General features: G+C 66.7%; 20 protein-coding genes. 5 read left to right on the forward strand and 15 right to left on the reverse strand.

Annotation, left to right across the window (positions count from 1 at the left end; translation table 11 throughout):
- Window positions 1–82: 82 nt before the first annotated feature.
- Window positions 83–1,546 carry a bifunctional ADP-dependent NAD(P)H-hydrate dehydratase/NAD(P)H-hydrate epimerase gene (locus ACFW6D_RS10500; RefSeq protein WP_379326861.1) on the reverse strand — a complete coding sequence of 488 codons (1,464 nt, stop codon included), beginning with the start codon at window positions 1,544–1,546 and terminating at the stop codon, window positions 83–85.
- 71 nt (window positions 1,547–1,617) lie between these two features.
- Between ACFW6D_RS10500 and ACFW6D_RS10505 the strand changes: the two genes are divergently transcribed.
- Window positions 1,618–2,043, forward strand: a complete 426-nt coding sequence (locus ACFW6D_RS10505) for a plastocyanin/azurin family copper-binding protein (RefSeq protein ID WP_379326863.1) — start codon at window positions 1,618–1,620, stop codon at window positions 2,041–2,043.
- Between the two features lie 27 nt (window positions 2,044–2,070).
- On the opposite strand, the gene glmS is transcribed toward ACFW6D_RS10505, so the two are convergent.
- Window positions 2,071–3,951, reverse strand: a complete 1,881-nt coding sequence (gene glmS / locus ACFW6D_RS10510; RefSeq protein ID WP_379326865.1) for a glutamine--fructose-6-phosphate transaminase (isomerizing) — start codon at window positions 3,949–3,951, stop codon at window positions 2,071–2,073.
- 36 nt (window positions 3,952–3,987) lie between these two features.
- Here glmS and ACFW6D_RS10515 point away from each other — a divergent pair, with 36 nt between their 5' ends.
- The gene (locus ACFW6D_RS10515; RefSeq protein ID WP_379326867.1) at window positions 3,988–4,842 is read left to right on the forward strand and encodes a dienelactone hydrolase family protein; all 855 of its coding nucleotides are present in this window, start codon (window positions 3,988–3,990) and stop codon (window positions 4,840–4,842) included.
- A 16-nt stretch (window positions 4,843–4,858) separates the two neighbouring features.
- Window positions 4,859–5,344, forward strand: coding sequence for a hypothetical protein (locus tag ACFW6D_RS10520; protein ID WP_379326869.1), 486 nt, complete (start codon window positions 4,859–4,861; stop codon window positions 5,342–5,344).
- Window positions 5,345–5,366: 22 nt separating this feature from the next.
- On the opposite strand, the gene ACFW6D_RS10525 is transcribed toward ACFW6D_RS10520, so the two are convergent.
- The 7 genes from ACFW6D_RS10525 to ACFW6D_RS10555 all read right to left on the reverse strand — a co-directional run bounded on the left by ACFW6D_RS10525 (window position 5,367) and on the right by ACFW6D_RS10555 (window position 9,421).
- Complete coding sequence (locus ACFW6D_RS10525) at window positions 5,367–5,804, reverse strand: type II toxin-antitoxin system VapC family toxin (RefSeq protein ID WP_379326871.1); 438 nt, start codon at window positions 5,802–5,804, stop codon at window positions 5,367–5,369.
- Window positions 5,792–6,070 (reverse strand): hypothetical protein, encoded by a 279-nt coding sequence (locus ACFW6D_RS10530; protein ID WP_379326873.1) that lies wholly within the window; start codon window positions 6,068–6,070, stop codon window positions 5,792–5,794. Before ACFW6D_RS10530 ends, ACFW6D_RS10525 begins: the two co-directional genes overlap by 13 nt.
- A 274-nt stretch (window positions 6,071–6,344) precedes the next feature.
- Window positions 6,345–6,701 (reverse strand): hypothetical protein, encoded by a 357-nt coding sequence (locus tag ACFW6D_RS10535; protein WP_379326875.1) that lies wholly within the window; start codon window positions 6,699–6,701, stop codon window positions 6,345–6,347.
- Between the two features lie 31 nt (window positions 6,702–6,732).
- Window positions 6,733–8,325, reverse strand: a complete 1,593-nt coding sequence (locus ACFW6D_RS10540; protein ID WP_379326877.1) for a hypothetical protein — start codon at window positions 8,323–8,325, stop codon at window positions 6,733–6,735.
- A gap of 31 nt (window positions 8,326–8,356) precedes the next feature.
- A complete protein-coding gene (locus ACFW6D_RS10545) occupies window positions 8,357–8,677 on the reverse strand; it encodes a hypothetical protein (protein ID WP_379326879.1) in 321 nt (106 codons plus the stop codon).
- Window positions 8,678–8,827: 150 nt separating this feature from the next.
- The gene (locus tag ACFW6D_RS10550; RefSeq protein ID WP_379326881.1) at window positions 8,828–9,136 is read right to left on the reverse strand and encodes a DUF6802 family protein; all 309 of its coding nucleotides are present in this window, start codon (window positions 9,134–9,136) and stop codon (window positions 8,828–8,830) included.
- A 93-nt stretch (window positions 9,137–9,229) separates the two neighbouring features.
- Window positions 9,230–9,421, reverse strand: coding sequence for a PspC domain-containing protein (locus ACFW6D_RS10555; RefSeq protein ID WP_379326883.1), 192 nt, complete (start codon window positions 9,419–9,421; stop codon window positions 9,230–9,232).
- A 144-nt stretch (window positions 9,422–9,565) separates the two neighbouring features.
- Here ACFW6D_RS10555 and ACFW6D_RS10560 point away from each other — a divergent pair, with 144 nt between their 5' ends.
- Both ACFW6D_RS10560 and ACFW6D_RS10565 read left to right on the forward strand, forming a co-directional pair.
- Window positions 9,566–11,206: an ABC-F family ATP-binding cassette domain-containing protein gene (locus ACFW6D_RS10560; protein ID WP_379326885.1), complete on the forward strand. Its 1,641-nt coding sequence runs from the start codon at window positions 9,566–9,568 to the stop codon at window positions 11,204–11,206.
- Window positions 11,203–11,628: a hypothetical protein gene (locus tag ACFW6D_RS10565; RefSeq protein ID WP_379326887.1), complete on the forward strand. Its 426-nt coding sequence runs from the start codon at window positions 11,203–11,205 to the stop codon at window positions 11,626–11,628. Before ACFW6D_RS10560 ends, ACFW6D_RS10565 begins: the two co-directional genes overlap by 4 nt.
- Window positions 11,629–11,641: 13 nt before the next feature.
- Here the strand turns inward: ACFW6D_RS10565 and ACFW6D_RS10570 are convergent, their stop codons facing one another.
- The 6 genes from ACFW6D_RS10570 to ACFW6D_RS10595 all read right to left on the reverse strand — a co-directional run bounded on the left by ACFW6D_RS10570 (window position 11,642) and on the right by ACFW6D_RS10595 (window position 18,793).
- Window positions 11,642–11,995: a hypothetical protein gene (locus ACFW6D_RS10570; RefSeq protein WP_379326889.1), complete on the reverse strand. Its 354-nt coding sequence runs from the start codon at window positions 11,993–11,995 to the stop codon at window positions 11,642–11,644.
- Between the two features lie 142 nt (window positions 11,996–12,137).
- On the reverse strand, window positions 12,138–13,475 hold the full coding sequence (gene glmM, locus ACFW6D_RS10575; RefSeq protein ID WP_379326891.1) for a phosphoglucosamine mutase: 1,338 nt from the start codon (window positions 13,473–13,475) through the stop codon (window positions 12,138–12,140).
- Between the two features lie 137 nt (window positions 13,476–13,612).
- The gene (gene rpsI, locus ACFW6D_RS10580; protein ID WP_379235679.1) at window positions 13,613–14,140 is read right to left on the reverse strand and encodes a 30S ribosomal protein S9; all 528 of its coding nucleotides are present in this window, start codon (window positions 14,138–14,140) and stop codon (window positions 13,613–13,615) included.
- A complete protein-coding gene (rplM, locus tag ACFW6D_RS10585; RefSeq protein WP_379235677.1) occupies window positions 14,137–14,580 on the reverse strand; it encodes a 50S ribosomal protein L13 in 444 nt (147 codons plus the stop codon). The genes rpsI and rplM overlap by 4 nt, the downstream gene beginning before the upstream one ends.
- A gap of 228 nt (window positions 14,581–14,808) precedes the next feature.
- Entirely contained in the window at window positions 14,809–16,155 is a 1,347-nt protein-coding gene (locus ACFW6D_RS10590) for a hypothetical protein (protein WP_379326893.1), read from the reverse strand.
- A 103-nt stretch (window positions 16,156–16,258) separates the two neighbouring features.
- On the reverse strand, window positions 16,259–18,793 hold the full coding sequence (locus tag ACFW6D_RS10595; protein WP_379326895.1) for an FHA domain-containing protein: 2,535 nt from the start codon (window positions 18,791–18,793) through the stop codon (window positions 16,259–16,261).
- Between the last annotated feature and the right edge of the window lie 28 nt (window positions 18,794–18,821).

Raw genomic sequence — 18,821 nt, forward strand, 5'->3', positions numbered from 1 at the left:
ACGAAGGAGCAAGCCCCGGTGGCTAACCGGCGGCCCCTTGGGGCCGCGACTCGAGCGCGCCAGCGCTCCAACAAACACAGCGTCAAACCTGCCGGGGACCGGCGAACCCCTGAGACCCAGCCTCCCGCAACACCCGCACCGCATCCCGAACATGCCCGAGCAAAGGCGTCGCTGAAATAGGCGCCCCCGCGTCTTGCCCGCCGTACGCAGCCAAATTGGCCGCCAAAGCATGAACCCGCGCCCCCGCAGCCGCAGCCAACCCCGGAGCGCGCCCAGCAGCGAGCAGCGCCCCGATGATCCCGGACAACACGTCCCCCGACCCCGGCGTAGCAGCCCAATCCCCACCGGCGTCGTTGACCAGCGTGACCTCCCCCGGCGAAGCGATCACCGTCGCCCGCCCCTTGAGCAGCACCGTCACCCCCCATTCCTCGGCCAGCCCTCGCACCGCCCGCACCCGATCGTCCCCCACCTCAGCCCCCGTCAGCCTCGCGAACTCCCCCGCATGCGGCGTGAGCACCGTAGGGGCCGAACGCCCCCGACCCAACCCTGGTTCGTCAGCAAGAATCGTCAGCCCATCAGCATCGACGAGCACCGGCAGATCACTCCCCAGCACCTCGGCCAACCGATCCCGAGCCGCCGAATCGGTCCCGCCGCCCGGCCCGAACACCCATGCCTGTACCCGACCGGTCTCCGAAATCGTCGAGCTGGCAACAACTTCGGGAAATTTCTCCAACACCTCGGTATCGGACCCCACATACCGAACCATCCCCGACGTCGCCACCACCGCACCGCCCGTGCACAACACCCCCGCCCCCGGATACTTCGCGCTCCCAGCGCAAACCCCGGTCACGCCCTGGCTGTATTTGTCATCAGCGGGCCCGGGCACCGGCCATCCAACCCCTACCGCCGCAGGCTCGAGCTGCGCCAGTCCCGCCGCACCGAGCCGTAACCCGATCGGCACCAAAACAATTCGCCCACAGTACGGCACCGCCAACGCGTGCACCGGCTTGTAGGCACCGAACGCAACCGTCACATCTGCCGTCACCGCCGGGCCGTCCACAGCCCCCGTATCAGGATCGACCCCACTGGGAAGATCAGCGGATACGATTGGAACAGCCACGGCCGCAACAACTTCCGCAGCACCGGACCGCAACGGCCCACGCCCGGAAATCCCCACGATCCCGTCGATCACCAGGTCAACAGCATCGAGCCGATCGACCACCCGTCCCCCAGCAGCCCGCAACGCGGCGAGCCCCTCCCCATGCGCGCGTTCAGGATTCAACAACACGGCGATTACCCGAACCCCGCGCCGCCGCAACAAGGCCCCAGCCCACAACGCGTCCCCGCCGTTATCCCCCGACCCCACAAGCAAACCCACCGTTCGCCCGGCCACTCCTCCAGTCCGCGAACGCAATTCGTCGACGACCACCCCGGCCAGTCCGAAGGCAGCGCGTCGCATCGGCATTCCCGCAGGCACCCGCGTGAACAGCTCAGCTTCCGCAGCCCGAACCTCGTCGACGGTGTAGTAGCCACGCCGATCCGACATACTCGCCTCCCAGCCACCGAAAACGGGCCGCCGACCGGCCCAGGGTCGCTCGCAGACTACGCTCCACACCCATGTCGATGGTTCGTCACCGCGCCGCATCCGCCCGGTTCATCACCGCAACAGTCGTGGCCGCCGCCCTGTTCGCAGCCGGTTGTTCCGGCGACTCGGGTAACGCCGCCAAAACCACAACCCTCAAACCCCGCCCTGGCACCACCACGACCACCGCCCAGCCGCATCCCCCGGCCAACCTCACGGTCGACGTCGGCAACATGAAGTACTCCCCCGCCGACGCCACCATCAAGGTCGGCGAAACGGTCACCTGGAAGTTCTCCGACAAGGCCCCGCACAACGTGCAGGGCATCGGCGACAAGGCGATGGTCATCAACAGCCCCATCATCGACAAGGGCGAGTGGTCCCACACCTTCACCCAACCAGGCACCTACCGCTACATGTGCACGATCCACCCGGACATGCGCGGCACCATCACAGTCAAGTAGCAGTGCCGACGAGGCCGACTTCGAGCCCTATTCGACCGTGACCGACTTGGCCAGGTTGCGGGGCTTGTCCACGTCGTAGCCCAGGGTCTGCGCCACCTCGGCGGCGAAGATCTGCAGCGGCACTGTGGACAGCAACGGCTGGTACAGGGTCGGGGCGGCCGGGATTTCGATCAGGTCGTCGGCGAACGGGCGTACCGTGTCGTCGCCCTCTTCGGCGATCACGATCGTGCGGGCTCCACGCGCCTGGATCTCGCGAATGTTGCTGAGCAGCTTGGAATGCAGCACCGCCCGCCCCTTCGGGGACGGCATCACGATGATCACCGGCAGGCCTTCTTCGATCAGCGCGATCGGCCCGTGCTTGAGCTCGCCCGCGGCGAAACCCTCGGCGTGCATGTAGGCCAGTTCCTTGAGCTTGAGCGCGCCTTCCAGGGCCACCGGGTAGCCCACGTGGCGACCGAGGAACAGCACCGTCGGCACATGCGCCAGTTCGCGCGCGATGGCGCGAACCTGCGGTGCGGTCTCGAGGACCCGGGAGATCAGCTTCGGCATCGACTCGAGCTCGGCGAACTCGCGAGCCACCTCGTCGGGGTACTTGGTCCCGCGCGCCTGAGCCAGCGCCAGACCGACCAGGTAGTTGGCGGCCACCTGCGCCAGGAACGCCTTGGTCGACGCGACGCCGATCTCGGGCCCGGTCCGCGTGTAGATCACCGCGTCGGATTCGCGCGGAATCTGGGCTCCGTTGGTGTTGCAGATGGCCAGCACACGCGCCTTCTGCTCCTTGGCGTGACGCACTGCTTCGAGGGTGTCGGCGGTCTCGCCGGACTGCGAAATCGCCACCACCAGCGTCGACCGGTCGAGAACTGGGTCGCGATAACGGAATTCGCTGGCGAGCTCGACCTCCACGGGCACCCGGGTCCAGTGCTCGATCGCGTACTTGGCGAGCAACCCCGCGTGATACGAACTGCCACACGCGACAACGAACACCTTGTCGAACTCGCGAAGTTCCTGATCGGCGAGACGCTGTTCGTCGAGGACGATCCGGCCGCCCTTCTCGTCGACGACGAAATGCCCCATCAGGGTGTCGGCGACGGCGGTGGGCTGCTCCTCGATCTCCTTGAGCATGAAGTAGTCGTGGCCGCCCTTCTCGGCGGCGGCGAGGTCCCAGTCGATGGTGAACGGCCGGCTGACCACACCCTCGGTATTACCCGCGAAGTCGGTGACGGTGTACCCGTCCTTGGTGATCACCACGGCCTGGTCCTGTCCGAGCTCGACCGCCTCACGGGTGTGCTCGATGAACGCGGTGACATCGGAGGCGATGAACATCTCCCCCTCGCCGACCCCCACGACCAGCGGCGTCGACCGGCGAGCCGCCACGATCGTGTCGGGATGATCGGCATGGGTGAACACCAGCGTGAACGCACCTTCCAGGCGCTGCACCACGGCCAGCGCGCTCGCCGTGAAGTCACCCGCGGTGGGCCCTGCGGCGTAGGCGCGCGACACCAGATGCACCGCGACCTCGGTATCGGTGTCGCTCAGCAGTTCCACGCCCGCGTCCTCGAGCTCGCGGCGCAGCGGCGCGAAGTTCTCGAGAATGCCGTTGTGGACCACGGCGAGCTTGCCGGAGATATCGCGATGCGGGTGCGCATTGCGGTCGGTCGGCGCACCGTGCGTGGCCCAGCGGGTATGCCCCATCCCGGTCGACCCGGCGAACTTCGCAGTACCCACCTCGTCGAGCTCGGCCTCCAAATTGGCCAGCCGCCCCGCCTTACGCTCGACCGCGAGAGCACCGTTTCCATCGAGGATCGCGACCCCCGCCGAGTCGTATCCGCGATACTCCATGCGTCGCAGCGCATCGACGACAACGCCGAGCGCATCCCGGTATCCGACGTACCCCACGATTCCGCACATGGTCCACCACCCTACTGATCCGCTAGTGTTCTGGCCGTGTCGGCCACTGTGAAATCGCTCCTGAGCGCCCTGTCCGTTCGCGGCCCCCACCGGGTGTTGCGCGGGAATCTAGGGATCGCGGGACAGCCGGGTGTGGTGTACACACCCGAGTCCGGCCTGAACCTGCCCGCTGTCGCGTTCGCGCACGGCTGGCTGACCAGCGCCGAGAACTACAAAGGCCTCCTGGAGCACATCGCGTCGTGGGGTTTCGTGGTCGCCGCACCCGATACCGAACGCGGCCCGATCCCCTCACACCTCGACCTCGGCACCGACTTGCTCACCACGCTCGACATCGTCAGCAAAGTCCGCCTCGGCGACGGCACCATCAGCGTCCACCCCGACCGCCTCGCTCTAGCCGGCCACGGCATGGGAGCCGGTGCCGCCGTGATCGCCGCAGCTCAACGCCGCGTAGCCGCCGTCGTCGCCCTCTTCCCGGCCTCCACCTCCCCCGCCGCGGAGAACATCGCCCCCGAACTGGACACGCCCGGCCTCATCCTGACCGGCGACGACCTCGACTCGGTCAGCTCCAACGCCCGCCCCCTGGCCTCCGCCTGGTCGGGCCCGTCGGTCCTGCGCACCATCGACGGCGCCTCCGCCACCGACATCGTCGAAGGCCGCCGCCTCTTCGCCGCACTCGGCGCGGGCCGCTACAACCACAAAACTGACAAAACCACCCGAGCTCTGGTCACCGGCTACCTCCTCGCGACGGTCCTCGCCGACAAGAAGTACGCGGCCTTCGCCGACCCGGAAGCCGACATCCCGCACACCAAGGTGGTCGACCCCCACGCCGAGGTCGAAGTCGAAGCCCCCAAGCTGTCCATCGGCACAGTCGCCAAACTGATTCGCGGCTGAGTTCACGAGTCATCCAGTGCAGCAACAGGATTCCCCGAAGCGAACAGTGTTCCTGATCTATCTACTGTTCGCCGTCTTCGGGCTCTGCCTCGGTTCGGCGACCCTGTTCTTCGCCAGCCAACCGATCAACGTCGCCGCCTACTGGCTCGGCTACGGAACACCCGAACAAGTTGTCGTCACCAAGGGATCTTCGGGTTTCAGCGCCGGCCGAAGCGATCCAGGCGAAGGCCGGGCAATCTCCGACAACAGCAAAGTTCTCCTGTACGGTGTGCAGGTCGGCGAAACAGTAACGGCCCGACCACGATTGATCGCCATCGGCAAGAACCCCTACGCCTTCCACAGTCCCCTGTCGGCCGCAGCGGACCTGCTGTATCTGATCCCCACCGTGCTCTTCGGCTTCCCGTTCACCCTGCTCGTGCTCGGCATCGTCGCCCCCCAACGCCTGCGACGAATCACAGAATGGCTCAAAGCCAACACAGGGAACACCACGGGCTCTTCCTAGGCGTCGGCGGCACGAGCAAAGATCAGCCGAAACGTACTTCGAGCACGGCTAGACCCGGGATTCGCTTGAAGTGGCGTGCGTTCGCGGTGGCCACCTGCCATCCGATGCTCATCGCGGTCGAGGCGATGAGCACATCGTGGGCACCGATCTCCTCACCTCGATTGGTCAGGTCAGCCCATACGCCCGCGTGAATGCGTGCAGCGAGCAGGTCGAATGGTTGCGGCGGAAACGCGGCGATCGCCATCTCGACAAATGCCTCACGCCGGGAGCGGAACTCGGGCTTGGCTCGATGGACACCGTGTAGAAGTTCCGACGCGGTGATGGAAGACATGGCCACATCTTCATCGAAACCGATCTGAGTCCCGAGCTCCTGGGCGATCTTGTCCAAGGTAGACGCACCGCCTCGCGTGTGAGCACGCTCGAGATCGATGAACACGGTCGTGTCGATCAGTGTCCCCACGGGTCCTCCGGCATCTGCCCCACTGACTCACGCACTGCTTCAAGATCGTCACCGAATTCGGGGTCCGGTGTCGCCGCCGAAGTGAGCAGCCGTAGCGCTTCACTCATGGAACGGCCACGTCTGCGACCGGTCTCCGGGTACTCATCCGGGTGAACGATCACGTACGCGGGCCGGTCATGACTCACGACCACGACCCGCTCATGCCGGTCCACCGCTTCCTTTGCCCGGCGAGGAAGACGTGTCTCTTCGGCCCTGATAGTGGTCATAGCAAGAGGCTACACTAAAACCGTACAGAACCGTACGGATTTTCGAGGCAGGCCTCGAGGCGGATCGCACCGTCGGCGACGGCTCGAACACCCCCTGCGCCCGCGCCGGACCCCTGCACATACTGCATCCCGATCCAGGGCCGATTCCCCTTGACTTGTCGGGCCACTTTCGCGGACGAACGGGACCGGCGTAATCACCCAATTCGCCTCTCCCGAATCAGTTTTTTGACTGAACGGCCGCGTTTTGGACGATTACGCCGGGCTCGAACCCGGTTCAGACCAGCCAGCTCTTGCGCTGGTAGTACTCGGCCTCGGGATCGTCATCGTCGTATGGCGCGACGACGTCGTTCGCGCGGCGCGCCGCCGCCGCACGCGCGATGGCATCGCGCTGCTCCTGCGCTTCGGCCTCGAGGCGGTCCAGTTCGGCCTGGCGCTGTTCGGCTGCCACCCTTGCCTTCTCGTCCTCTTCGGCCTGCGCGAGCACCCGTTCCAGACCGGCGGCCTGCTGTTCGGCATGGTCGCGGTCTCGGTCGGCGGTCACGCGATTGATCTCGTCGAGTTCCTGATGCAGGATCGCCGTGCGTCGCGCGTGCTCGCCGAAGATCTGTTCGAGTTCGAGTGCGTAGTTCATGAACGGGGCTCCTCAACGGATGAGCGGACGATCACAGCGGGCCCGCCTCGGCCAGAACGGCACCGGTGTCGACCGGCTCTTCTTCGGTGTCACCGCCGGTGGGCAGCGGTTGCGAGTAGTGCTCACCGTCGTCTTCGCGCTTGGTGGCACCCGGCATGCTCGGTGCGCTCGAGCCAGGCGTGCCGGTGCCCGTGCCCGAGCTCGGCGTGCCGGTCTCCTCCTCGGCGGCGCCCGAGCCGGAACTCGGCGTGCCGTCTCCGAGGACGCCTTCGGTCGCCTCGTTGTCGCCGGTGCTCGCACCGTCGTCGGTGGGCTCCCCACTCTCGGTCGTGATGACCGGCTGACCGTCGGCGCCGATCGTCATGCCGTACTCGGTCGACTGACCGTCGGCACCGGTGACGACCATCTTCAGATTGCCGTCCTCGCCCATCTCGACCTTGACGTTGTTGCCTGCCAAGTCGAATTCCGCCGACTTGCCATCGATGATGTCGGGCACCCCGTCGCCGTCGGTGTCCTTGACCACCGATTCGAGCTGGCCGACAGCGTTCTCGATGCCGTCGGTGATCGTGGACGTGATGGTGTCCATGTTCTCGGTGAGCGTGCTGGCAGCCGTTGTCAGCAGATCCTTGGCGGCGTCGGTGACCGCGCTGACGACCGTGCTGACCGTGTCGTCGGTAGTCGTGGTCGGTGTGGTCGTGGTCGGCGTTGTCGTCGTCGGTGTCGTAGTGGTCGGTGTGGTCGTGGTCGGGGTAGTCGTCGTCGGTGTTGTCGTGCCGGGCGTGGTGCCGCCGGGAGTGGTTCCGTTGCCTTTGTTGTCAGCGGTGACGGTGCCCGCCGGTCGCGGGTACGCCCCGCTGTCGAGCGCGTTGGTCGCCGTTGTCAGTACACCGTATGCCTGTTTGACGGCGTCATCGGTGCTCGAGCACAGGGTGGTGTAGCTCGTCAGCTTGGCGTCGAAGTCCGGTTTGAAGACATTTTTCAACCACGCTTCGGATTGCTCCTTGTCGTATACCGTCTTCGCGGCATTGAGAAAACCCAAGCCTGGCACTGCCATCGCGGCGATACCGGTGCCGATCGTCCCGATATCGAAAACGTCTGTTTTCTCGATCATCTCGTCGATTTCGGCGACGGTCTTTCCGCCGACCAACACCTGGTTACCGGAGACAAGCGCTTTGACCCAGTCCTTCTTGAGGGTGACGAGCGCGCGCAGTTTGACGGTGGCGGTGGCGAACGCTTCCACCGCCGTGCTCAGCTTCGTACGATCCTCAGTGGCCAGCGTCAGCTGCTGGCCGAGCATCGTCGACGCGGCCTCCGCGGCAGCGCCGCTGCTCCACACCGTCGACATCTTCTGCGAAAGCCCTTGCTGCACACCCCATTGCGTGTCCGAGACCTGTAGGGCGTTGTACAGGGCTTCGGTGGTGTCTGCCAGCTTGTCCAGATTCATACCGCGTTGTTGGTCATACAATTCGCAGATCTTGGCTTCGGTGTGACTGCAGTTGCCGAACGCCTTGTTGTACAGGGGAAGCAGCTGGATGAAGTACTGCAGTCCGGTGGCACCGTCGTCGAGGAGCGAATCGACGTTCTTCCCGCGTATGCTCGCCGCAGGGTTGCTCAACAGAGTCATCGGTCGGCTCCCACTTGTCCTTCGTCACTCATTACAGCGCCTGCCCTGCCTTGTTGGTCTGCTTGGCGTTCTCGGCGTCGGTGTTGGAGTAGGCGATCGACGAAGCGCCGATACCGTCGCCGATGGCCGTGGTGGCCGAGCTCCAGTTGTTCAGCCACGCGATCGCCACATCGATGCCGGCCGTGACGGTCTTTCCCTCGGCGGCGTAGTTCCTCCCCGCCTCCGCTGAGCCGAACTTGTTGTCGGAGATGCGTTTCACGGTGTCCTTGACCGCACCCCCCGACATCTTCAAGTCGTTACCCAACTGTCCGAGCTCACCCGTCTGCACGCCCAGCGTGTTCGAGTACCCCATAACGTCCCCTCCGTTCCGGATCCCGTTGCCGTCCCCCACCGTCGGAGAAGACTTCCTGCCTTCTTAGACGCGCCGAGACCCGGATCGGTTCCACGATCACACGACAAATGCCGCTGTGCTCGGATTCGACCACAGCGGCACCCTCGTGCGCTACTTCTCCAGGTTTCCCTGGTCCGTCTTGCGCCACTCCGATGTCCCGTCCGGATGGCGGTGGTACTCCCAGGCGGCGTAGTCGCCGTCTTCCTCGACGACGGTGACGTGGTCGGCCAGGCCGTCGTGGTCGTAGTCGGACCAGATGCTGGTCGAGTCGGTGTCGCCGGTGGAGAGGGAGTCGGCGACGCCGTCGTTGTCGAGGTCCAGGGATGGGTTGTTCAGCTCTACGGCGCCGAGGCCGCCCAGGGATGAGTGGGCGTCGATGTCGGGTAGGCCGAGGCCGGGGAACTCGCCCGAGGTGACCATGACTGCTCCTCCAACGTGAAAACTCGCGGATGACGACGTGGCGGGATTGCTCACCATCTTGTCATCCGCGAGTGGGAGGCGCGGGGTTCGGGGCTAATTCTTGGGGATGAGAATCCACATCGCCAGGTAGATCAGGAACTGCGGGCCGGGGAGCAGGCAGGAGGCGACGAAGACCAGGCGGACGACGCTGGGGTTCCAGCCGTAGCGTTCGGCGAGGCCACCGCAGACGCCTGCGATCCAGGAGTTGCTGGTGGAACGGGTGAGGCGGCGGGCGGGGGCGGTCATGGTGTTGCCTTCCTGTGGAGCGGTGATGTCTCCATACTGCCGAGGTAGGACCCGCACCCGCATCGGTCCACAGACCTATCCGCACCCTGATTTCGCGAGGCCCCGACCTCAGGGTTCAACCCCGAGACGGGCACAATTGTCGAGGTGAGCACGACATTGCACGCCAGCGGCCTGTCCGCGGGGCACGCCGAACGGACCCTGTTCGCCGACCTCGATTTCACTCTCGCCCCCGGCGATGTGATCGGGCTGGTCGGGGTGAACGGTGCGGGCAAGTCGACGCTGCTGCGGATGCTGGCCGAGCGGGAGCCTGGCGAGGGCACCATCGCGTTGAGCCCGCCGGATGCGACGGTCGGATATCTGACCCAGGAACCGGAGCGTGTCGAGGGTGAGACGGTGCTCGAATTCCTTTCGCGCCGAACCGGAGTGGCGCACGCTCAGCAGGTGATGGACGCCGCGGCCGAACGTCTCGGCGACGGTGGCGACGACGATTACTCACCCGCGCTGGAACATTGGCTGGCGTTGGGTGGCGCGGACCTCGATCAGCGCGCCGAAGAGGTCGCCGCCGATCTGGGGCTCACCGAGGGCTTGGCGAGCGGTCTGGACACCCCGATGACGGGCCTGTCCGGCGGTCAGGCCGCACGGGCGGGGCTGGCGTCGGTGTTGTTGTCGCGCTTCGACATTCTGTTGCTCGACGAGCCGACCAACGACCTCGACATGGACGGTCTGGACCGGCTGGAGAAGTTCGTCACCGGCGTGCGCGTGCCGCTCATGGTGATCAGCCACGATCGAGAGTTCCTGGCGCGCACCGTGAACAGCGTCCTCGAACTCGATCTGGCGCAACAGCAGACCGGCTTCTACGACGGTGGCTACGACGCCTACCTCGCCGAACGCGAGATCGCCCGCAGGCACGCCCGCGAGGCCTACGACGAATTCGCCGACACCAAGGCGGGTTTGGAGTCGCGGGCGCAGATGCAACGCAACTGGCTCGAGCACGGAGTGCGCAATGCCCGCCGCAAGGGCAAGAACGACTCCGACAAGATGGGCCGTAAGACCCGCGCGGAATCCACCGAGAAGCAGGCCGCCAAGGCCCGCCAGACCCAGCGCCGGATCGAACGCCTCGACGTGGTCGACGAACCGCGCAAGGAGTGGGAACTGCGGATGGAGATCGCGTCCGCTCCCCGCAGCGGCGCGGTGGTCGCGACGGCCAACAACGCCACCGTCGCACGCGGCGAGTTCACCCTCGGCCCGATCACCACCCAGATCGACTGGGCCGACCGGATCGTGCTCACCGGCGCCAACGGCTCGGGCAAGTCGACCCTGCTGGGACTGCTGCTCGGCAAGATCGCACCCGATTCCGGTTCCGCGGCACTGGGTTCCGGTGTCGAGATCGGCGAGGTCGACCAGGCCCGCGGGCTGTTCCGCGGTGACGACGCGCTGGCCGACACCTTCGCAGCGGCGATGCCCGACTGGCCCGACGCCGAAGTCCGCACGCTGCTGGCCAAGTTCGGCCTGCGCGGCGCGCATGTGACCCGCGCCTGCGACACCCTGTCCCCCGGCGAACGCACCCGCGCCGCCCTGGCCCTACTGCAGGCGCGTGGGGTGAACCTGCTCGTCCTCGACGAACCGACCAACCACCTCGACCTGGCCGCCATCGAACAACTCGAGCAGGCGGTCGAATCCTTCACCGGCACTTTGATTCTGGTCACGCACGATCGCCGGATGCTGGATTCTGTTCGTGCGACCCGTCGTTGGCACATGTCCGGTGGGCTACTCACCGAGGAATGACCATGGCTTTAGGCATCGACACCCGAATCACCCTGCTCATCACAGGTTTCATCTTCCTGAGCGCGCTGCTGCTCGGGGTGTGGAAGTACCACGGCATCCGGGTCGACGGCGCCGCGCATGTGTATGTCGACATCGCCCACCGCGCGGCCCTGATGTATTCCTTCGCGGGGATCCTCCTGGCCGTGTTCACCGAGCTCAGCGCCTGGCCGACGATCGTGAATCTGACCGCCGACCTGGTGATTCTCGCGTTCTTCGTCGGCGCGATCGCCAGTTATGCCCTGCACGGGTTGCGCCGCGACACCACCAACCAGTTCGACGGGCAGATCCCCGCCGAACTACGGCTGTCGATGTACGGGCTGATCGCGGGCGAGATCGGTGGCTTCGGCGTGCTGTTCAGCGGTTTCGTCGCCGGTCAGTTCTAGAACGACCGCACCACTACAACGACTGCACCACAACAGGTTCGGCCGCACCGAACAGTGCGATGTCGGAACCCAGCTTCGCCCCGATCAGCCCGGCACCGACAGTGACACCGAGGACGGCGACGACCGCGATGAACGAACGCGACCGTGGCACGCGTGGCGCCGCGAACGCGCGGGTGCGTGGCGCCTCGGCGACCGGTTCGTAGGCGGGCTGGCCGTAGCCTTCGTCACGGATCGGCACCGTGTGCGAATACCCTTGCGGCACTTCGCGACACCCCGGTCGTCCACACGCCCCACCACAGCGGTGCGGCTCGCCGTATTCGTACGGGTACTGATCGGAGTAGTTGCGGGCAGGCAGCGGCGGAACCATGATCGGCCCCCTTCGAATAGTGCTGCGCGCCAAAATATCCGCCTGCGCCGAGCAGCACACGCGCCACGGGCACACAGGTCCTTACGGCGTACTCAAATACTAGTTCGGCCCAGCAGAACACGCCACAGGGCCGCCCCTGGCACTAGACCGCAGCGACCCGCTTGGCCAGATCATCGGCCAACTGACGCGCCTGTGCCGGATCGGTGGCCTCCACCATCACCCGCACCAACTGCTCGGTTCCGCTGGGCCGCAACAGAACTCGTCCGGTCTCCCCCAGGATCCGCTCGGCCTCGGCAACGGCCTCCAGCACCTCGGGAGCGGCAGCGACAGCGCTCTTGTCCGACACCGCGACATTGATCAGCACCTGCGGCACCGTGGTCATCACCGAGGCCAGCGAGGCCAACGAAGACCGGGTCTGCGCCATCCGCGCCATCAGCCGCAGCCCGGTGAGCACACCGTCGCCGGTGGTACCGAAACGCGGGAACACCACGTGCCCGGACTGTTCACCACCCAGGCTGTATCCGCCGCGACGCAGTTCCTCGAGCACGTACCGGTCGCCGACGGCCGCGGTGATGACGGTGATCTCGGCGGCGCGCATCGCGATGTGCAGGCCCAGGTTGCTCATCACCGTCGCGACGAGCGTGTTGTCGACCAACTCGCCCGCCTCGCGCATCGCCAACGCGAGCACGGCCATGATCGCGTCACCGTCTACGACAGCACCCGACGCGTCAACGGCGAGGCACCGATCGGCGTCACCGTCGAGGGCGATGCCCAGGTCGGCGCCGTTTTCGAGGACCGCGCGCCGCACGTTGTCCAGATGCGTGGAACCGCAACCGTCATTGATGTTGAGCCCGTTGGGTTCGGCGTTGATCGCGATCACCCGCGCACCTGCCTCCCGGTACACCTGCGGCGCCACCTCGGCGCCCGCACCGTGCGCGCAGTCGACGACGACGGTCAGCGAGGACAGATCCTGGCCGGTGGATTCGAGCAGATGCTCGACATAGCGTTCGTGGGTGCCCTCGACGGTGTAGTCGCCACGCACCCGGCCGATGCCCGCGCCGGTGGGGCGTCCGGTGACGCCTTCGTCGATCAGGGCTTCGATCCGGGCCTCGATGGCGTCGTCGAGCTTGTGCCCGCCCGCCGCGAAGATCTTGATGCCGTTGTCGGGCATGGGGTTGTGCGAGGCGGAGATCATCACGCCGAAGCACGCGTCGTACAGGCCGGTCAGGTAGGCCACGGCCGGAGTGGGCAGCACGCCCACCGAGAGAACATCGACGCCGACCGACGTCAGACCGGCGGTCACCGCGGCTTCGAGCATCTCGCCGCTGGCGCGCGGATCGCGACCGAGCACCGCGACCGGGCGCTTCTTGCCACGCGAGAGCACCTGCGCCGCCGCGGCGGCCACGCGCATCGCCAGCTCCGGACTCAGCGAATCGTTGGCGAGCCCTCGAACACCATCTGTACCGAACAGCCGTCCCATAAACCCTCTACCGTTGTAGGTCCAGATAGCACAAGAGCAGGCCACCAGCCGTGCTGGAAGCCTGCTCTCGCACATGCTCCGCCGACGGTACCGTCTCCACCAAAGCTAAGCGAAAACGGCCGTCGACAGTGCGTAAATCAGCGCTTCGAGTACTGAGGCGCCTTACGGGCCTTCTTCAGGCCGTACTTCTTGCGCTCGGTGGCACGCGGGTCACGCGTCAGGAAGCCGGCACGCTTGAGGGCGGGACGGTCGTCCGGGGTGACCACGATCAGCGCGCGGGCGATAGCCAGACGCAGGGCGCCTGCCTGACCCGACGGGCCGCCACCGACCAGGCGGGCGAAGATGTCGAAGTTCTCGACACGCTCGACCAGCACCAGCGGGGACTTCACGAGCTGCTGGTGCACCTTGTTCGGGAAGTAATCCTCGATGGTGCGGCCGTTGAGCTCGAAGTTGCCCGAGCCGGGCACCATGCGAACGCGGACGACGGCTTCCTTACGGCGGCCGACGGTCTGCACCGGGCGGTCGAGGCCGAGCGGCTCGAAAGCCAGCTCTTCTTCGACGTACTCGCCTTCGGCGTAGCCTTCGCCGTCTTCGACGATCTCGACGATGACCTCATCGGTGGCCACGTCGAACTCTTCGGCTGCGAACTCTTCAGGAGCGGTCACTGGGCCACCTGCTTGATCTCGAACGGAACCGGCTGCTGCGCGGCGTGGGGGTGGTTCGGGCCTGCGTAGACCTTCAGCTTGCCCGCGATCGCGTTACCCAGCTTGTTCTTCGGGATCATGCCCTTGACGGCCTTCTCCACGAGACGATCGGGACGGGTCGCCAACACCTCGCCGACAGTGCGCGACTTGAGGCCGCCCGGGTGTCCGCTGTGGTGGTGGATGAGCTTGTCGTTCTTCTTGTTGCCGGAGATGGCAACCTTCTCCGCGTTGATGATGATGACGAAATCGCCACCATCGACGTGGGGAGCGTAGGTCGGCTTGCCCTTGCCGCGCAGCAGGCCAGCGGCCTGCACGGCGAGACGGCCGAGGACTACGTCAGTGGCGTCGATGACGTACCACTGACGAGTGGTGTCACCTGCCTTGGGGCTGTACGTAGGCACAGTGGATCCCTGTCTGTCGTCGGTGTTGCCGGCCCTGTTGTGTGGATCGGATTGCCCTGGCGGCCGGTGGAGACCCAGGACATCGAGGAGACGCCGATCCGCGAACGGTTCGACGTTCCACACGCCAACCGGCAACGATACCAGCCACGCATCACCGACCCACAATCGGGCGATGCACACCAGCACCCGACCTCGACGGCGCACGAGCACCGACGAAGCGACGTGGCGCTAGATCACCACCGGCGGACCTGGATCCGTCGCACGCGCGGGACCGGGAAGCAGGTAGCGCAGGGTGTCGATACCGGGGGTGACGCAGGCGCGATCGTCGACGAGCAGACCCCGCGCGGTCTCGACACCCTCGCGCGGAACCGTGTTCGCGTACGGGGTGAACGCGCAGCTCACCGGTTCGGCGGCCGAGGCGACGGCGGGACTCGGCTGGAAGGCGACCAACGCCAGCGCGCCGACCACCGCCGGTGCGCCGAAGAAGCCCTTCTTCACCTTGCCGAGCAAGCCGGCGCGGTCGTCGTCCTCGTGCTCGAGCGCGTGCCGCGGCGCGCGAGCGGGCGGGCCCGACGGCTGCGGCGGTTGGGTGGCAGGTGGCCCGGCGACGAAGCCGGCGGGTCCGGGCGGTTGCGCCGCGGGCGGTGCCGTGGGTTGCGCACCCCACCCGACCTGCGCGGCGACGGCCTGACCAGGATGTCCGGAGGCCGGATAGTCGTCCTCCTCGTCGTCGAGGTCGGGCTCGGTGACCAGCAGATGCGCGGCGCCGAGGACCAGCGCGTGCATCGGATGGTCGGCCACGTGCAGACGCTGGCCGAGGTGGTTCTGGAACGCGAACCGCAGGGCGTCGTTGAAGCAGACATTGCCCGCGAGCAGCACCGTCGAGGTGTCGGCGCCGATCGAGCGGGCCGCGGCCATCGCCTCGATCACCACGTTGTCGGCCGTGCGGGCATCGCGCAGGGCCTCGGCGCCGACCGCGACCTCCGTCGATTCGGTGGGCTGCTCGTCGTCGCCGTGCACCGCGACGACCAGCAGCGAACGCCCGTCGGAGTAGATCCCGGTGGCGCCGACGCCGGTGCGATGCCGCTCGCTGGGCGGCGAAACCAAGCCCAGCGCGCGGACATAACCCGAGAGCGCGACGCTCTCCGGCAGCGGCTCCACGACCACGTCGAGCTGCTCGACGAGCGCCGCGTAGACGTCGACCTTGTCCTCGGGCCAGCTGTCCGGGTACGGCAGCGCGACCACCTGCGGCTTGCCCTGCAGGTACTTACCGATCGACGCGAGGGGGTTGTACAGCCGGGCCCGGAAGACGAGCTCGGCAGGCCAGGTGGCGCCGGCGATCACGATCTGCGGGTGGCCGAGGATGTCGCGCACGTCGGCGATCGCCATCCCCAGATCCGGTCGCTGCCGGTCGACACCGGCGGTGTGCAACCTGCCCGCGGCGTCGGCGAGCAGGTAGGCGGGCGGGGTATAGGTGCCCTCGACCTGTACCGGGCGGACCGGGGTCGCGCCGCCACCCGCGGCCACGGACACCACGTCCCACCCCAGATGTAGGGCCCCAACTCGAACGGTCACAGGCTCAAGTGTGCCCGGTCGGCGACGGACACGCGCAGCATGCCCGCCGAAATGGTTGTGACCTGGCCGATCATGCGAGCTGCCGCCTCCGGGCGCTGACCGATCATGCGTGGGACTTCTTCAGTCGTAGTCGGCTCCAGGTGATCAGCGCGAGGATCGACGTGATCACGATGAGCATCGCGATGTCGAGCAGCCAGATCCACGCGGTGTGGTCCCAGAGCACGTCCTCCTGCGAGCCGAAGACCAGCTTTTTCAGATCGACCGTCGACGCACCCGCCGCATAACCCCAGCGTGAGGGGAACAGATACGAGATCTGCTCGAGGCCGACCCGGTCGGTCACCGGAATCAGCCCGCCCGCCATCACCAGCTGCACCATGATCATCAACACGAGCATCGGCATGACCTGCTCGTTGGACTTGGCCAGACTCGACATCAGCAGGCCGAACACCACACAGCACACCGCGGTCATCGCGATATCGAAATACAGCTCGAGGCTGCCGCTCGGGATCAGCGAACCTTCGCCGGGCGCCTTCTTGCCGAGGAACGTGATGCCGATCAGCACCGCCGACTGCAGGAACGCGGTCACGCTGAACACGACGATCTTGGCCATCAGATATGCCGACGGCAGCAGGCCGACGGCGCGCTCACGCAGGAAGATCGACCGTTCGCCCACCAGGTCACGCACGCTGAGCGTGGCGCCCATGAAGCACGCGCCGAGGACGAGCACCACCAGCAACTGCTGGGCCTCACCGCCGCTTTCGCGCCCGAAGGAGCCGTCTGGCAGCTGCACCAACGCGCCCTCGGTGAACCCGTCACTACCGGGTACCACCAGCGACAACGCACCGAGGATGAATGGCAGCACCACCAGGAAGATCAGATATCCCCGGTCGGAGAAGATCAACCGCAACTGCCTGCGAGCCAGTGTGGAGAACTGCCGCATCGCACTCGACTGCGGTGGCGCGCCCACATTGCCGCGGTTCGGTTGTACCGGGGGCGGCGGCGGCACATAGGCCTGCCTGGACCGATACTTCGCAAAGGCTTGATCAGGGTTGGCCGCGACCTCGGCGAAGATCTCCGCCCAGTCGCTGGTCCCCATCGCCGCACCGACCCCACCGGGATGCCCGGCGAACGCCGTCTTCCCGCCGGGAGCCAGCAGCACCACCTGGTCACACATGTCGAGGCAGGCCACCGAGTGCGTCACCACGATCACCACGCGACCGGCGTCGGCCAGCTCGCGCAGCATCTGCATGACCTGCCGATCCAGCGCCGGATCCAGACCCGAGGTCGGCTCGTCGAGGATCAGCAGCGACGGACCGGTGAGCAGTTCCATCGCCACCGACGCGCGCTTGCGCTGACCACCGGAGAGCCGGTCCACCCTGGTATCGGCGTGCTGGGTGAGCGAAAGCTCTTGCAGCACACCGTCGATCACCTTCTGCCGGTCGGCCTTGGTGGTATCCGGCGGCAGCCGTAGCTCGGCCGCGAAGCCGAGGGCCTGGCGCACGGTGAGCTGACGGTGCAGCACGTCGTCCTGGGGCACCATGCCGATGCGCGAACGCAGCGCCTCGTACTCGGCGTGCAGGTTGCGGCCCTCGAAGGTCACCACACCGCCCGAGGGCTGAGTGTTACCCGCGATCAGCTTCGACAGCGTCGACTTGCCCGCGCCAGACGGCCCGATCAGCGCGGTCAACGTCCCCCGCCCGGCCGTCATGTTCACGTCGACGAGCAGTTGCTTGTTGTTCTCGACCGTGAACCCGACCCCGTGCACCGAAAGGCCCTGCTCGGCGACCGGCTTCTGCCGATGCGCCAGCGCACCCTGGGTGACGACGAAGTCGATGTTGCCGATGGTGACGATGTCGCGTTCGCGCAGGACCACGCGCTGCTGGCGGTGACCGTTGACGAAGGTGCCGTTGGCCGACCCGAGATCCTCGATCACCAAGCCCTCCGGCGAGGACATCAGCTTCGCGTGCGCCCGCGAGGCCAGGGGATCGTTCACTACGATCTGGTTGTCGGAGGTGCGGCCGATGCTCAGGCCGCCTGGCGGAATGCGGTCACCGCGCGCGACCGGTTCGGTCGAGGCGGCCTTGCGGACCGGCGGCAGCATCGACGAGTCGGCGCGGCGGGTCATGTTGATGTTGTCCTGCGGCTGCGCCGGCAGCTGCGAGGTCGGCACGAATTGCGGTTGCTGCGGTTGCGGGCGCGAGGGCGGCTGGAAGCCCGGATGCTGCTGCTGCTGCGGCGGACGCGGTTGCTGGTGGTGCGGCTGCGGTTGGTGCGACTGCGGTTGCGAGGGCGGCGCGACCATGGTCGCCGCGTGGCGCGCCCCAGGCGCCGCGGGGACCAGGTGCAGCAGCGGCCCGGTGATCGCGTCACCGAGGCGGACCTGGGTGGGCCGGTCGATCGACACGGGCTGGTTGAGCCTGCGCGCGTCGACGAACACCCCGTTCGTACTCCCGTTGTCGGCGAGTACCCAGGCGCCGTTGCTGAATCGCAGAGTGGCGTGCACACGCGAGACCAGCGGGCTGTCCACGAACAGGGTGACCTCGGGCGCGCGGCCCATGGTGATCTGCTGGCTCGCTTCGAAGACTCGTTCGGTTCCATCATGGCGCACGGTGATGGTCTGCGCCCCCGGTGAAGACATGGAGCGGATACTATGCCATCGCCCGGAC

Source organism: Nocardia sp. NPDC058705 (assembly GCF_042749305.1).
In the GTDB taxonomy this organism is placed as follows: domain Bacteria; phylum Actinomycetota; class Actinomycetes; order Mycobacteriales; family Mycobacteriaceae; genus Nocardia.